A 14,481-nucleotide genomic window follows, 5' to 3' on the forward strand; every position below is an offset into this window, starting at 1 on the left:
ATGCCGGCCTTCCGGTCCCGTCGCGTCCCCGGGTCGGGGGGCGTCAGGCGGCGGTGCAGGTGACGCCGTTGAGGGTGACGTCGGTGGGGACGACGTCCGGCGTACCGCCGGAGACGCGCAGCGAGGCGGTCAGCGTCTCGCCGACACTGAGCTCGTCGCTCCACCCGGACCACCAGAGCACCACGTCGGGGCCGTGCTGCGCCCAGGCGTACCCGGCCTCCTCGACGCGTTGGCCGCCGAGCAGGCGGAACCGGATCGACCAGGCCTGCAATCCCACCGGGCCGGTGTTGGTCACCTGGATGGCGTCCGGGGCGGCGCCGCTGGCCGGTCGGTAACCGGCTCGGCATGACCCGTCGGGGTCGGAGCCGGTGCGCTGCCGGGTGCTCGGGGAGGGCGCGGAGACGTTTCCGGAGACGTCCCGGGCGACCACGTGGAAGTCGTAGGTCAGGTCGGGGATGAGCATCCTGACCTCGGTGGAGGCCTCGCCGCTGCCGCCGATCACGACGGCGGTGCCCACGCCCTCGGTCCGGGCGTAGACGAGGTAGGTCGGGGCCGAGGCGTTGTCCGTCGAGGGTGTCCAGGTCAGGCCCACGGTGCGGGCGGTGACGTCGGTGACCACCGGGGCACCGGGCGGACTCGGCGGCTCCGACTCCTGGGGCGCCGGATCGGTACGGAAGGTGACCGGCGCGGAGAAGCCGCTGACGTTGCGGCCGTCGGAGGCACGCACCACCCAGGTGTACGTCGTGTCGGGCCGCAGTCCGGTGAACCGGTACGACGGCACGGCGCTGCTGGCGTGGAAGCCGGTGTCGCCGGGGCGCTGGTACCAGATCTCGTACTGGGTGACCCCGGTGTCGTCCGTGGACGGACGCCAGGTGAGCAGGGCCGAGGTCTCGGTGACCTGCGTGGCGACCGGAGTGCCGGGGACGGTCGGCGGTGTCGTGTCGGTGGGCACCGGAACGGCCCCCGCGAGGGTGAGCACCGCCGCCAGGAGGGTGTGGATCGCCATCTGCGCCCCCGGTGGTTCCCGACCAACAAACTTATGTACATCGATTTTTGCATGTGGGGTCGGCACGCGGACATAGGAGTCTTTGCTGGAAAAGACTGGAACTTGTACGCTCACGCCTCGTGGCCGAGCCGGTGGAGGTGCTGGAACGGCGGATCGACGCCCTGCGGGCGGCGGTACGTCGGTCGGTGGTGGCCGGGGACACCGCGCGGGCCCGAGCACTCCGGGCCGAACTACGGGCCGCCGAACGCGCCTGGGACGAGGCGATCGCCAACCTCGCCGAGGCGACGGCGCCGAAACCGGAGCCGGTCGCCACCCGCGCTGTCCCGGCCCGGCCGGTGACCCCGCTGCTGCCGGTGCGGGAACAGGTGCACGACGCGCTCACCCTGCTCACCGTCCCCGCCGCGCCGAAGCTGATCGCCGACGTCCACGAGGCGTTCTTCGGCACCGGGGGACTCGCCGCCGGGCGTCTCACCCACCTGCGCCGGGACGAGCGGCGCTCGTACGAGACCGCGCGGCGCGCCCGGCCGTACTATCTCTGCTCCGCGCTGACCGCCGAGTACCTGACGCCGGCGCGCGGCCTCTTCGCGGTCTCGACCTGGCCGCTGGAGCGGCGGATCGTCGGCCCGCTCAGTCCGCGGGTCCACTTCCTGACCGCGGCCGTCCGGATCGCCGAGCGGGCGGCCCGGCTGCCGCGGGTGAGCGCCGCGGTCACCCGGCTGCTCTGGCGGTTCGCCACCAACATTCCCGGCGCCGCCGCACCCGGGCAGCTTCCCGCCACGGTGGACACGAGGGTGATCATCGAAGCTGCCGGGGACGAACTCGAGGTGCACATCGAGGCCGACCGGGCGCAGCGGGCGGCGGCGGCCGACCGGGCCCGTCGCCAGCTCGACGACGTCGCGCAGCTCTTCGGCCACACACTGGACCGGGTCAGGGGGACGAAGACGGCATGACCAGCATGAACACCGCCGAACGGCTGGCCGCGATCCGGGGCGGGGCGAAGCCGAAGCGGCACAACGCCCGGACCATCGCCGCGCTGACCCGCAATCCCGGCTGCGCCCGTCGGGCCGTCCTCGACTGCGCCGGAATCGACAAGCAGCGGTTGGCGGCGTACGTCGACTTTCCGGCCCGGTTCGGCCAGTCCCAGTTCGCGATCGCCCGGGGAAACGCGTTCGAGGCGCAGGTGAAGGCGGACGGCGCCGCCGAACTGCTGACGCTGCTGCGGGAACGACTCGGACTGTCGATCCCGGAGGTGGCGTACGACGACCTGGCGTCGGTGACCGGCCGGGAGCAGGAGAGCCCGGAGGTCCGGTACGCGCGTACCCGGACCCTGCTGATCCGGGCCGCCACCGGGGCCGGCGACGCCGGCACCCTCTTCGACCACCCGCTGCTGCGGATCAACGTCGCAGGGCAGCCGGTCTACCTCGAACCGGACCTGATCGCCTTCCAGGCCGGTGGCCGGTTCCACGTCGTCGAGATCAAGTCGTTCGCGATCGTCGACGGGCAGGCCGACGCGGGCAAGGTTTCCTCGGCGGCGATCCAGTCGGCGGTCTACGTGCTGGCGATGCGGGAGCTGCTGGCCGAGGCCGGGTTCGACCCGGAGATCGTCTCGCACGACGTGGTGTTGGTCTGCCCGCGCGACTTCTCCAACCGGCCGACGGCGGTGCTGGTCGACGTCCGCAAGCAGCTCGCGGTGCTGCGCCGGCAGCTGGGCCGGATGACCCGGATCGACGAACTGCTGGCCGCGCTGCCGCCGGACCTCAGCTTCGACCTGGCGCCGGACGCCGCCGGGGTGCCGACCCGCGACCCGGCCGCGATCGTCACCGCGCTGCGGGCGATCGACGCCCGCTACACCCCGGACTGCCTGGCCGTCTGCGAGCTGGCGTACTTCTGCCGGCACGAGGCGCGCGGCTGCACGGCGGCGCTCGGTCCGGCGACCCGGGAGGCGCTGGGCGGGATCGACCGGGTCGAGACCGCGCTGGCGCTGGCGCACGACGTGCTGCCCCCGGCCGAGGAGCAGGCGGAGGCCGCCGCGCTGCTCCAGGCCGCGGCCCGGCTGCGCGCCGAGGCCCTGGCCGGAGCGCCGGCATGACAGCCCGCCGTCGGAGCGCCGGCACGACAGCGAACCGCCGGCGGGTGGGCGGATGAGCACCCTCGTCGCGCTGGCCCGGGCCGAGGCGGTGGCCGCCGGCTTCGCCCAGCGTACGACCACGGTACGGCACCTGCACGTCGCCGCCCGGCCGCTGGTCTTCGTACCGCTGAGCATGGCCGGCGAGGCGAACGCCCCGCTCGCCGCGCTGGTCGGCACCGACCCGGCCGCGCCGCGGCTGCTGGTGGTGCCGCAGCCCCGCAATCGCGACCAGCGGTTCAGGTTCGCCGCCGAGTTGGCCGAGGTGCTGCTGCCGTACCTGGACAGCTTCCGGGGCGTCGCGGAGGCGGTCCCGGTCAACCGGGGCAAGGAGATCCGGCACCGGTACGTCGACGCGCCGCAGGTGCTGGTGCCGAACCCGGCCGGAATCCAGTTCACCCGGCTCCTCGGCCGGTCGACGCGGTTCCGTCGTACCGACGGGGACTATCCGGTGCACCCGTCGGTGCCGCTGCTCGGCCGCTGGCTGACGTTCCTCGCCGACCGGGCCGAGCATCCCGGCTCGTGCCTGCTGCTGGCGATGACCGAGGCGCTGACCCTGCACTGGGCGACCGGGCAGTCCCCGCTCGAGGACAATCACCTGGCCGCACTGCTGGCCTGGATCGACCCGCCGGACGGGCTCACCGGGGCGGAGGCCGCGGCCCGGGCCGAGGACCCGCTGACCTGGCCGCCGGCCGGACCGCTGACCGACCCGACCTTCGACAACGAGGTGCTGGCGCCGCTGATCGCCGCGTACGCGGAGGCGGGCGACGATCCCGGGCGGCAGGCCCGGGCGCGGGAGGCGCTGGCCGAGGCGCTGCGGGGACAACTCGCCCCAACCTGGCGGCTGATGTGGCGGGGGCTGGCGTTGCTGCGCGACCTGCCGCCCGGGGCGCGGGTGGCGCAGCGCTGGGCGGAGGACCGGGACGCCTTCACCGGATTCGCGTCCTACCTGGACGAGGGCGGCCACCCGCAGCCGCGCCGCGACGGGGCGGTCGTCGCCGCGCAACGCCTGCACCGGCTGGAACGGGCGCTCCAGTCGTACGCGGTCCAGCGGGCGTACGACGACCCGCTGGTGATGGCCGACTACCGGCTCACCGGTGAGGCGTTCGTCGGTGAGGTGACGCTGGCCGACCCGAACCGGATCGACGACAGCGGCAGGCGTCGGGTGCTGCGGCCGAGGATCATGCTTCGGACGACCGATCCGGTGCAGGTCACCCCGGGCACGGCCGTCTACTCGCCGGACCGGCCGCAGCAGAAGGCCCGGGTCGTCCTCGTGACGCCGCGGCCCGACGGCACCGGGACCGACGTGGTGCTGGAGCTGACCGGCGGGCTGGGCCGGGCGCTGACCCCGGCGCCGGGGAGTGTGCCGGAGGTGGGGGAGCGGGTCTGCTACACCACGCTCTCCGACGGGTTCATGCCACCCGGCGAGTTCCCGGCCCGGGAGGAGACGCCGTGGACGCACGGCGGTCCGCCGACGGCGGACGAGGAGGCGGTCGAGCCGACCGCCGAGGACGCCCTGGAGGAGTGGGAATGACGACGACCCCGTACCGGTGGGTGCTGCCGGGTACGCCGTCCCTCGGCGTGGTGGCGCCACGCGCCGGCGCCGGTGCCGGGCCGGCCGGGTCGGCGGTGCCACCCGACGAGGCGGCCCGGCGGGCGGTCGCCGGGGTGCTGGCCGAGCTGTCCTCCGGGGACCACCGGGGGGTGGTGGTCGACTCGCCGCCCGGGGCGGGGAAGTCGACGTTGGTGGTGCGGGCCGCCGGCGAGCTGGCCCGGGCCGGCGAACCGCTGATCGTGGTCGCCCAGACCAACGAGCAGGTCGACGACCTGATCGACCGGCTCGCCCAGGCCGAGCCCGACCTGCCGATCGGGCGGCTCTCGGCGAACGACTACACGGCGAGCGAGCGGGTCCGGCACTACTCGACGGTCCGGGTCGCGGCCAAGGTCGCGGACCTCGGCGGGTCATCCGTGATCATCGGTACGGCCGCGAAGTGGGCGATGGTCCCGGAGGGACGCTGGCCCTGGGCGATCGTGGACGAGGCGTACCAGATGCGCTCGGACGCGCTGCTGCGGGTGGCCGGTCGGTTCGACCGGGCGCTGTTCGTCGGCGACCCGGGACAGCTCGATCCGTTCTCGACGGTCGAGACCGAGCGGTGGGTCGGGCTGACCTGGGATCCGATGCAGTCGGCGGTCGCGGCGCTGCTGCGGCACAACCCCGAGCTGCCGGTGCACCGGCTGCCGGTGTCGTGGCGACTGCCCGCCTCGGCGGCGCCGGTGGTGGCCGAGGCGTTCTATCCGTTCACCGGCTTCTCCGCCGGCACGACCGAGGCGCAGCGGTCGCTGAGCTTCACCACGGCGGGGCTCGGCGGCGGGCCGGTGGACGAGGCGCTGGAGTTGGCCGCCTCCACCGGCTGGGCGTTGTACGAGCTGCCGGCCCGGCACACCCTGCGGACCGACGCCGAGGCGGCCGCCGCCTGCGCCAGACTGGCGTTGCGGCTGCTGGAACGGGGTGCGGTGGCGGTCTCGGAGCGGGATCCGGCGGGGCGGCCGGTGACCGCCGACCGCATCGCGATCGGGGCGGCGCACCGGGATCAGGTGGCGGCGATCCGTTCCCAGCTCGGCCCGGCCGGGGCGGGTATCACCGTCGACACCGCCAACCGGCTCCAGGGCCGCGAGTACGACGTGACGATCGTGCTGCACCCGCTGTCGGGGCGGCGGGACGCGACCGCGTTCCACCTGGAGGCGGGGCGGTTGTGCGTGCTGACCTCGCGGCACCGGCACGCCTGCGTGGTGGTGGCCCGGGCGGGCATCGCCGAGCTGCTCGACGCTCACCCCTCGACCGAGCCGGTCCACCTCAACGTCCCGGTCAAGTTCCCGGACGGGTGGGAGGCGAACCAGGCGATGCTGGCCCGCCTGGCGGCCCATCGGACGACGGCCCGCTAGCGGCCCCGGTGCGCCGACCTGCCGCCCGGTTCCGCCTCGAAAAGGAGCCAGGTCAGCCGGCGGGGATTTCGCCGAGGACGCGTCGAGCACTCGTGGCCTCCTCGTCGGCCCGGCCCACGGTCCGGGCACATGCGGCCAGCGTCTTCCACAGGGCCCAGCCGCGTCCGCGTGCCCACATCGCCGCGTCGACGGATAGCCGCTCTCGGAACGCCGCCCGGCCCTCGGCGGTCAACAACGTCCATGCGATCGCCAGGTCACAGGCCGGATCGCCGACGCCGTACGTTCCGAAGTCGATGACCGCGGTCAGCCTTCCGTTTTTGAGCAGGAGGTTTCCCTGGGCGACGTCACCGTGAAACCAGGTTCGCGCGCCGTCCCAGGACGCGTCCAGTGCGCTCGTCCAGATATCGCGGGCCAGGTCGACGTCGATGTGGCCGTCCAGCGTCGTCAACGCGCGCTGGACCTCTCCATCGAAGGTGCGCAGCGTGCCGCCCCGGAACCAGTTGTGCAGCCCGGGAAGGGGACCGTCGGTGGGATCGATGCCCTGTAACGCCGACAGGAACCCGGCCAGATCAAGGGCGAACCGGACTGGGTCGGCGATGCGGTCGATACTTGCGGGCTCGCCGTCGAGCCATCGGTAGACCGACCACGCGTAGGGGTAGCCTGCGCCGGGTTCCCCTCTCTCCAGCGGGACGGGGATGGGCAGCGGGAGCTGGGGGGGGCGAGTTCCGGCAGCCAGCGGTGATCCTTGTCGACCGCCAGGGCGTACTCGACCGCGCTGGGCAGCCGTACCGGCATCGCCGGGCCGAGATGGAAGGTCCAGTTGTCCCAACCGCCGTCGGCGACCGGCTGGACCGGCAGGTCGGCCCACTGGGGAAACTGGTCGGTGATCAGCCGACGTACCAGCTCGGCATCGATGGCGATGCGTTCGGGGACGGGCCGAGCTGCGGCGTGTCGCTCATCGAGACGTCCCTGTCTCGTCGCCGGCGTCCGGGCATGTCACCGGGGAGACGACGAGGTGAGGATCGATCGGCATCGCCAACGCATACCAAGGTGCGCCTGGCTCGGCAACGAGTTTTCGGCTCTGCGCAAGGTCAGGCGGCGACGGTGCGGGCGGTGGCGTACACGTCGGGCGGCAGGGAATGGGAAAGCCGCCAGATGACGCGCATCGGTCGGTCGCCGGTGTGGGAAACGTACGTCATCGGACCGGCATACAGGTATGGAGGCGCGCCGAGGTCGCCGTCCCGGACCTTGGTCTCGCGGACGAACAGGTGCACTGTCGAGCCTCGCGCGGCGTGGTGGCGGTAGCGCTGCCCGGTCGGGGAGGCCGCCGAGGTGGTGCTCTGTGACTCCCACTGGAAGAGCGTCTCGGAGATGGCCCGGTCGGCGTACATCGTGGTGGGGGAGTAGTGGCGCTCGGACTTGACCAGGGTGACAAAGAAGAGGTCGGCCTGCTCGTCCGGGACCCACTTCACCCCTTCCCGGAGCTGCGTCGGGTTCGGTACGCCGAAGGCGGCGCACGCCTCGTCGCGGCTGTACCGGGCGTGTACCCGCAGCGGCACGGTTGCGGTGATCGGCCCGAGGGTGACCCGGTGGATACGTTGCTGAAGGACGTCCGCCAGCTCGGCCAGCTCGGCGCACCGGTCCGGGTGCGCCCAGAGCCGCTTCAGCCCTTCCCCCACACGGTCAAGCGGGATCCTGTTGCCCCAGAGCGCGACGTGCAGCAGGTGCGCGAGTCGGCCGGGCCCCGGGTGCTCCCCGGCGGCGACCCGGCGCAGCAGGTCGATCCGGTCGGGATCGTCCAGGTGCAGCATCCGACCGATCGCGGCGCCGAGGGCGGCATCGTCCGGGCCGGGCTGTCGCTGGTTCAGGCCGGCGCGACGGCGTAGCCCGGCCCAGCCGCCAAGAGCCTTCCGGCGGTAGAGGTCCTCCGGCTCCAGGCCGGTTTCGGCGAGGAAGACGCTGAGGCTGACGTTCCCGAGGCCGCGCAACTCCCTGGTGAGGTTCGCGGTCGAGTTGGGTAGCGCGGCGCGAAGGTTGGCCAGGACGATCTCCTTGGCCACCCGGTCGAGCTGGATGTGACAGCCACTCGGCAGGTGCGGGAAGTCGTGTTCGACGGCTTCGGTGAGGGCGCGGCGGCTGATCCCGGTGAGCGCCCGCCACCTCAGGTCGAACCGGAAGTTGGCGTGCTGACCACCGATGAAGTCGAGGACGGTCAGGCAGGCTTTGCCCGGGTCTAGTCGCAGACCCCGACCGAGCTGCTGAAGGAAGATGGTGGCGCTCTCGGTCGGCCGCAGCATCAGGATCGTGTCGACCATCGGTAGGTCGACACCCTCGTTGAACAGGTCGACCGTGAAGAGCACCCGCAGTTCGCCGCGCCGGAACCGGTCGATCAGTGGCGGGCGCTCGCCGGGATCGAGCCGGGACGTCACCGCGACGGCCGGCACCCCGGCCTTGTCGAAGGCGGCGGCCATGTACTCGGCGTGCGCGACGCTGACGCAGAACCCGAGCGCGCGCATGCGGTGTACGTCGACCAGGTCGCGCACCGCCTGGAGGATCTTCGCAACGCGGGCGTCGTTGCCGGTGTAGACGCGGCTCAGCTCGCCCGGGTCGTAGCCCTGGCCGCGCCGCCAGCGCAGCCTCGACAGGTCGACGTCGTCGTGCAGGCCGAAGTACTGGAACGGCGTCAGAAGCTGCCGTTCCAACGCCTCCCAGAGGTGTAGTTCGACGGCGGTACGTCCACCGAACCAGCGGCGTACGTCGCCACCGTCGGCGCGGTCCGGGGTCGCGGTGAGCCCGAGGAGTTCCCGGGGATTCAGCCGTTCCAGGAGCCGGGCATACGTCGGCGCCTCGGCGTGGTGGAACTCGTCGACGATCACCATGTCGAACCGGTCCGGCGGCAGCTCCTCGTCACTGAGCCGGTGCAGCGACTGCACGGAGGCGAAGACGTGCCGCCACTCGCGGGGCTTCTCGCCACCGACCAGGACCTCGCCGAAACTACCGTCCCGCAGGACGTGCCGGAAGACAGATCGGCTCTGCCGGAGGATCTGCTCCTGGTGCGCGACGAAGAGCAGCGAGTCGACTCGGTACCTGTTGCGCAGCTCGCGGTAGTCCAGGGCGGCGACGATTGTCTTGCCGGTGCCGGTCGCCATCACCACCAGGTTGCGGTGCCGGCCGTGTACCAGGCGCTCGGCTTCGAGGTCGGCGAGAATCGCCTGCTGGTAGCCGTATGGCCGCACGTCGAGGCTGGTGAACTCGATGTTCGACGCCTCGCGGTCGACGAGCCGAACACCGCTCGACCGGTACTGCTGGCGCTCGTGTCGGAGCGCGTGGTGGAGGCGGTCACGATCCCGCGCCGGGTCGTACTCCTCGAAAGCCGGATCGTTCCAGTAGTCAGTAAACGTCGCCTCGAAGGTGTCGATGACGTGCGGCTGCTCCAGGCTCGAAACCCGTATGTTCCACTCCAGGCCGTCGACCAGCGCGGCCCGGGACAGGTTTGACGAGCCGACGTACGCGGTGGTCACTCCGCTGCGGCGGCGAAAGAGCCACGCCTTGGCGTGCAGCCGGGTGGTCCTGGTCTCGTACGAGACTCTGATGGTGGCGCCGAGGTCACTGAGCCGGTCGACGGCGCGCTGGTCGGTCGCCCCGAGGTAGGTGGTGGTGATGACCCGAAGCTGGCCGCCGCGGGCGATCAGGTCGCGGATCGCGGGCTCCAGGATGCGTACGCCCGTCCAGGTAATGAAGGCGCAGAGCAGGTCAACCTGATCGGCGGAGGCCATCTCGGTGACGACCTCGTGACCGATGCGGGGCTGGTGACGACCATTGACCAGTAGTGCACCGGTGGAGAGCGGAGTGCTGGGGCGGTCGGGAAACCGCGGCCGGGCGGGTGGGGTCGGCGGCCGGGCGATAGCGGTGAGAAGCTGCCGGTGCGCCTCTGTCACCTGGTCGTCGGCCGTGGCGGCCCGAGGGTCGAGAGCGGCGATCCCCTCGGCGATCTGGTTGGCCAGCTCGACCTGCCGGGCCACCCGGTCGGGGTCTGGGCTGCCGGGGACGGCACGGAGGGCGCGACGGGCCAGCGCCGCGATGTGCCGGGCGAGCATCTCGTGGGCGTCGGCCGGATCCAGGGCCGCCCGCTCGATGAGGTGGGGATCGAGGCATTGGAGCTGGCGGGCGACGTCGGTGGTGATGAGGCGTTCATAGATGCCGGGTGCCAGCTCGGTCACCCGAGGGAGGGTAGCCGCTCAGGCCATCCTCTGGAATCGATGACCTGTCGGGGGTACGCGTCAACCGTTCAGCCCAGGACTGGGCGGGAGGCCGCGGACGAGATTCGCGGTGCCATCAATCGGATCGAGCGCCCACTGCAGCCCGTCTGGCCCGCTCGCGCCCTCCTCCTCGCCGAGGAAGCCGATGTGTGGCGTGACCTTGTGCAGGTTATGCCCGAAGCTCTCGCTCGATCCGGTAGTCCAACTCCGAGGCGACGTCCCGGTCACCTTTGGCCGTCAGGGCACCGGAAAGTTCGTGCCGAACGATGTCGCCTGCTCGCTCGATGGCCTCGACCGCGATCGACATCAGCCCGGAATACATAGTCACAGCAGCCATTGTGAGTCGGTGTGACCTCGTCGGACCTGCATGATGTGCGTCAGCCGACACGGCGTGGAAGGCCAATAATCGGTGTAGGTGCGGCTCGGGACGGTGGTGGCCACGGACCGGCGGAGAGCCCCTTTTGCTTGATCGAATATCGCCACATACCGAACGATGCCCACTTCGGCAATTCAGTTATGGCGGTTGTCGATCGATCGGCGTACCGTCTGGGTACACGATGTACCCAGACGCGGTGAGGTGCGCGATGACAGACCGGACCGAGCCCACCCCAGGCAAGCGGGTCGAACGCCTTCGCCGCGCGGCGGGGCTCTCCAGGGAACGACTCGCCGGACTCGCCGGGCTCTCACCGACCACGGTGAAGTTCATCGAAAACGGCAAGCGCTCGCTGACTCTCCGGGCTGCGCAGCAGATTGCCCCGCACCTCGGCGTACGGGATCTGGGTGACCTGTTCGGACCGAGCGTGACGCTGTCGCTCGACAGTCGGTCCACGCATCCGAGGGTCGAAAACGTTCGTCGCGCCCTGACGGCCTGGCATGTCCATGTCGGTGGCGAGCCGGCGTCACCGGACTATCTGCGTGGTGCCGTCGATTCGGCCTGGCAGACCTGGCATACCTCCCGGTACCAGCGGTCCGAAGCCGGTGCGGTTCTGCCGGGTCTGCTTGACACCGCGCAGCGCGCGGTACGGCTACACACCGGGATGGAGCGGCGACGCTCCCTCGCCATGCTCGCGCAGGCCTACCACCTGGCCCAGGCGTTTCTCGCCTGGCACGGCGACCGAGAGCTGTGCTGGCTGACCGTCGACCGGGGGATGACGGCTGCCCTGGACGCCGACGATCCGATCGCGATCGCCCAGGCGAGCTGGTACGCGGCGCACCTGCTTCGCTCGGTCGGTCGCGGCGACGAGGCGCTGGTCCGGCTCGCCGAAGCGAGGTCACTGATCGAGCCGCGCGTTGCGGACGGCCCGGTCGAGTATGCCGAAATGCTGGCTGACCTGCACCTCTGTGCGGCGTTGACCCGGGCGCGTACCGGCGACCAGGGGGCCTGGTCCGACTGGGAGATCGCCCGGGATGTCGTACACCGCGCCCTGCCGGCGGACTTCGTCGGGCTACGTACCCGGGTATCCCGTCCCCTGGTCGAGGTCTACGCGGTCATGTGCGCGGTAGACCTCGGTGATCCGGACGAGGCGCAGCGTCGGGCGCACTCGCTCGACCCGGCGTCGATCCCGTCGACCGAGCGGCGCGGTCGGCACTACGTCGAGTTGGCTCGTAGCGCTGACCTGGAGGGCGCGCGGGAGGCCACGTTGCACCTGCTGGCCAAGGCGGACGCGACCTCGCCGGAAACGGTGCGGTACAGTCCGGCGGCCCGGGACATGCTCAGCCGGCTCGTCACCGAGGCGCCGGCATCGATCCGAGCGGAGGCGGTCGAGCTTGCCCAACGTGCCGGTGTGACGCCGTAGGGAGACACCGCGTAACCGGGTACGCCGGGTACCCATTGCTTTCTTGCCAGGCACCTAGCGTAGTCACGCAGTCGCGGCAGGGATAGCTACATCAAAGGCCATCAGGTGTGCTGGCAGTCGCTGCTGGTCCTGCCGTGACCGTTTTGATCGGACGCGGTGACACGACCTCTGTCAGCACCGAGCATCGCCGACCTGGCCGCCGCGCTGGAGGCGTCGAAGGTGCGGCGGTCGTGATCTGTCGGGCGGGGAGTCGGCTGGGTCCGCATCTGGTCCGGGCCGCGACGTTCCGGGTACGCCGGTGGCGCGGCCTGGACCCGGCGCAGGTGTACGCCTATCGAACCGACAGGCCACGGCTTGAGGGTCCGTTCGTCATCGTGACTGGCGACCGCGTCAGGTGGTCGACCGAAGCAGCAGGTACGGAAGGATCGACGTCGCATACGGTGTGCGTTCTCGTTTGGTAATGGTGCTCGCCGTCGCGGCGGCGGTGCTCGGTGTCGCCGTACTGGTCCCGGCCACGTACGTCCGGTTGTCCGGCCGGACCGGCGCCGGTGGTGGGGGCGGCGGCAGCCCGGCCGCCGTGCGAACAACTCCCACCCCGCCGCCGACGCTGACCGCCAGGCCGGTCTCGGTGTCCTTCGAGGGCAGCTTCTTCTCCTGGGCACTGCTGGAGCGGAAGACCGGCAAGCTCTCGGGCGCGAAGAACATGACCGCCACCAACTCGACAGAGTCGATGCTGAAGGTGTGGATCGTCGCCGACTACCTGCGCCGGCTCGGCGAGAAGCAGCCCAGCCCGGAGCGACTCACGCAGGCCAGGGTCGCGATCGTGGACAGTGACGACGACGCGGCCAACGCCCTCTGGAACGCCGGTGGTCGTTCCGCCGTCCTCAACCGGCTGATCAGGATCTGCGGGTTGACCGAGACCGCACCCGGCACCGTGCCGGGTTATCGCGGCTGGTGGAGCTTCACCACCATGTCACCGCGCGACGCGGTCCGGATGGGCGACTGCGTCGCCAGCGGCAGGGCTGCCGGTCCCCGGTGGACCCAGTGGCTGCTCGACACCATGAGCGAGGTCCGCGGCAGCATCGACGAACAGTGGGAGCGCAGCGGCGGCGGCCGCTGGGGCATCATCGACGGCCTGCCCGACAGCATCCTCGACCAGGGGCCGGTCAGCATCAAGAACGGCTGGACCCGGCTGAACTACGACGGCAACTGGCACGTGAACTGCCTCGCGCTCACCAAGGACTGGGTGTTGGCCGCGATGATGCGGTACCCCGGCACCCACGGCCTGAGCTACGGCGCGAGGACCTGCGCACGCGTGGCGAGTCAGCTGGTCACCCCCGCACCCGACGCCTCGCCGTCGGTTCCCGAGCCGTCCTCGGCCGCCGAGTCGTGAGACCCCGTGACGGAGCGGGCCGCCCGGGCGCCATCCCACCTCCTCGACGCGGTCCAATCTCAATAGACATTCATTGATATTTAGGTTTGTAGATGTTTTACTGGTATGGAAGCGCTCCCACATTCGATCTCGAGCGTCGATGAACGGAGGACGTACCGTGCGTTCACACAAGCCCGACCAGTCCGGCCGGCGATCCCGGTCCGCCGTCGGCAGGTCCCTTCGAGCGCTCCTCATGGCGCTCGCCATGGTGCTCGGCACGCTGACCTTCACCGGTACGGCCCAGGCCCACGGCACCATCGTCAACCCGATGAGCCGGGCCTACCAGTGCTGGAAGACCTGGGGCAACCAGCACATGAACCCGATCATGCAGCAAGAGGACCCCATGTGTTACCAGGCGTTCCAGGCCAACCCCGACACCATGTGGAACTGGATGAGCGCGCTGCGTGACGGGCTCGCGGGGCAGTACGAGGCCCGTACCCCCGACGGGCAGCTCTGCAGCAACGCCCTGGCCCGGAACGACTCGCTGAACCAGCCGGGACCGTGGAAGACGACCACCGTCGGCCGCAGCTTCACGGTCCAGCTGTACGACCAGGCCAGCCACGGCGCTGACTTCTTCCGGGTCTACGTGACCAAGCAGGGGTTCAACCCGACCACCCAGCGCCTCGGTTGGGGGAACCTCGACCTGATCCTGACGACCGGGCGCTACGCCCCGGCGCAGAACATCTCGTTCAACGTCTCGACCTCTGGACGCACCGGACACCACATCCTCTTCGTGATCTGGAAGGCGTCGCACATGGACCAGACGTACATGTGGTGCAGCGACATCAACATCGTCTGATCGGCAGCGACCACCGCACTGCCTGATCGGAAACCCGACATCCTGGCATGACTTCGGCCCGGGACGACGTCCCGGGCCGAAGTCACGCCATCGGCTGATACCCTCGACGGTCCCGCACGCA

Annotated in this window: 12 protein-coding genes; 7 read left to right on the forward strand and 5 right to left on the reverse strand. The window is 71.1% G+C overall.

Going from position 1 to position 14,481, the window contains the following annotated elements; translation table 11 throughout:
- Positions 1 to 43: 43 nt before the first annotated feature.
- Positions 44 to 1,006 carry a fibronectin type III domain-containing protein gene (locus EF879_RS09845; RefSeq protein WP_123557134.1) on the reverse strand — a complete coding sequence of 321 codons (963 nt, stop codon included), beginning with the start codon at positions 1,004 to 1,006 and terminating at the stop codon, positions 44 to 46.
- Between the two features lie 119 nt (positions 1,007 to 1,125).
- Between EF879_RS09845 and EF879_RS09850 the strand changes: the two genes are divergently transcribed.
- The 4 genes from EF879_RS09850 to EF879_RS09865 are packed head-to-tail and all read left to right on the forward strand — an operon-like array spanning position 1,126 to position 6,074.
- Positions 1,126 to 1,956, forward strand: a complete 831-nt coding sequence (locus tag EF879_RS09850; RefSeq protein WP_123557136.1) for a hypothetical protein — start codon at positions 1,126 to 1,128, stop codon at positions 1,954 to 1,956.
- Positions 1,953 to 3,095, forward strand: a complete 1,143-nt coding sequence (locus EF879_RS09855; RefSeq protein WP_123557138.1) for a hypothetical protein — start codon at positions 1,953 to 1,955, stop codon at positions 3,093 to 3,095. The genes EF879_RS09850 and EF879_RS09855 overlap by 4 nt, the downstream gene beginning before the upstream one ends.
- A gap of 52 nt (positions 3,096 to 3,147) precedes the next feature.
- On the forward strand, positions 3,148 to 4,665 hold the full coding sequence (locus EF879_RS09860; RefSeq protein ID WP_123557140.1) for a hypothetical protein: 1,518 nt from the start codon (positions 3,148 to 3,150) through the stop codon (positions 4,663 to 4,665).
- On the forward strand, positions 4,662 to 6,074 hold the full coding sequence (locus tag EF879_RS09865; RefSeq protein ID WP_123557141.1) for an AAA domain-containing protein: 1,413 nt from the start codon (positions 4,662 to 4,664) through the stop codon (positions 6,072 to 6,074). Before EF879_RS09860 ends, EF879_RS09865 begins: the two co-directional genes overlap by 4 nt.
- Positions 6,075 to 6,126: 52 nt before the next feature.
- Here EF879_RS09865 and EF879_RS09870 read toward each other — a convergent pair whose 3' ends face one another.
- The 4 genes from EF879_RS09870 to EF879_RS28065 all read right to left on the reverse strand — a co-directional run bounded on the left by EF879_RS09870 (position 6,127) and on the right by EF879_RS28065 (position 10,661).
- On the reverse strand, positions 6,127 to 6,942 hold the full coding sequence (locus EF879_RS09870) for an aminoglycoside phosphotransferase family protein (protein ID WP_233604359.1): 816 nt from the start codon (positions 6,940 to 6,942) through the stop codon (positions 6,127 to 6,129).
- Positions 6,943 to 7,165: 223 nt separating this feature from the next.
- Positions 7,166 to 10,294 (reverse strand): DUF3427 domain-containing protein, encoded by a 3,129-nt coding sequence (locus EF879_RS09875; protein ID WP_123557143.1) that lies wholly within the window; start codon positions 10,292 to 10,294, stop codon positions 7,166 to 7,168.
- Between the two features lie 60 nt (positions 10,295 to 10,354).
- Positions 10,355 to 10,561 (reverse strand): inositol monophosphatase family protein, encoded by a 207-nt coding sequence (locus tag EF879_RS28615; protein ID WP_123557145.1) that lies wholly within the window; start codon positions 10,559 to 10,561, stop codon positions 10,355 to 10,357.
- Entirely contained in the window at positions 10,503 to 10,661 is a 159-nt protein-coding gene (locus tag EF879_RS28065) for a hypothetical protein (RefSeq protein WP_233604360.1), read from the reverse strand. The genes EF879_RS28615 and EF879_RS28065 overlap by 59 nt, the downstream gene beginning before the upstream one ends.
- Before the next feature lie 256 nt (positions 10,662 to 10,917).
- Here EF879_RS28065 and EF879_RS09885 point away from each other — a divergent pair, with 256 nt between their 5' ends.
- The 3 genes from EF879_RS09885 to EF879_RS09900 all read left to right on the forward strand — a co-directional run bounded on the left by EF879_RS09885 (position 10,918) and on the right by EF879_RS09900 (position 14,360).
- Positions 10,918 to 12,129 (forward strand): helix-turn-helix transcriptional regulator, encoded by a 1,212-nt coding sequence (locus EF879_RS09885; protein WP_123557147.1) that lies wholly within the window; start codon positions 10,918 to 10,920, stop codon positions 12,127 to 12,129.
- A 460-nt stretch (positions 12,130 to 12,589) separates the two neighbouring features.
- Entirely contained in the window at positions 12,590 to 13,522 is a 933-nt protein-coding gene (locus EF879_RS09895) for a serine hydrolase (RefSeq protein WP_370375470.1), read from the forward strand.
- 157 nt (positions 13,523 to 13,679) lie between these two features.
- Positions 13,680 to 14,360 (forward strand): lytic polysaccharide monooxygenase, encoded by a 681-nt coding sequence (locus EF879_RS09900; protein WP_199736299.1) that lies wholly within the window; start codon positions 13,680 to 13,682, stop codon positions 14,358 to 14,360.
- Positions 14,361 to 14,481: the final 121 nt, after the last annotated feature.

This window comes from Micromonospora sp. HM5-17 (assembly GCF_003762835.1).
In the GTDB taxonomy this organism is placed as follows: Bacteria; Actinomycetota; Actinomycetes; order Mycobacteriales; family Micromonosporaceae; genus Plantactinospora.

Coding starts and splice junctions, on each gene's coding strand:
- EF879_RS09895 (WP_370375470.1), top strand. CDS start 12,590: ATGGTGCTCGCCGTCGCGGCGGCGGTGCTCGGTGTCGCCGTACTGGTC.
- EF879_RS09885 (WP_123557147.1), top strand. CDS start 10,918: ATGACAGACCGGACCGAGCCCACCCCAGGCAAGCGGGTCGAACGCCTT.
- EF879_RS09845 (WP_123557134.1), bottom strand. CDS start 1,006: ATGGCGATCCACACCCTCCTGGCGGCGGTGCTCACCCTCGCGGGGGCC.
- EF879_RS09855 (WP_123557138.1), top strand. CDS start 1,953: ATGACCAGCATGAACACCGCCGAACGGCTGGCCGCGATCCGGGGCGGG.
- EF879_RS09865 (WP_123557141.1), top strand. CDS start 4,662: ATGACGACGACCCCGTACCGGTGGGTGCTGCCGGGTACGCCGTCCCTC.
- EF879_RS09860 (WP_123557140.1), top strand. CDS start 3,148: ATGAGCACCCTCGTCGCGCTGGCCCGGGCCGAGGCGGTGGCCGCCGGC.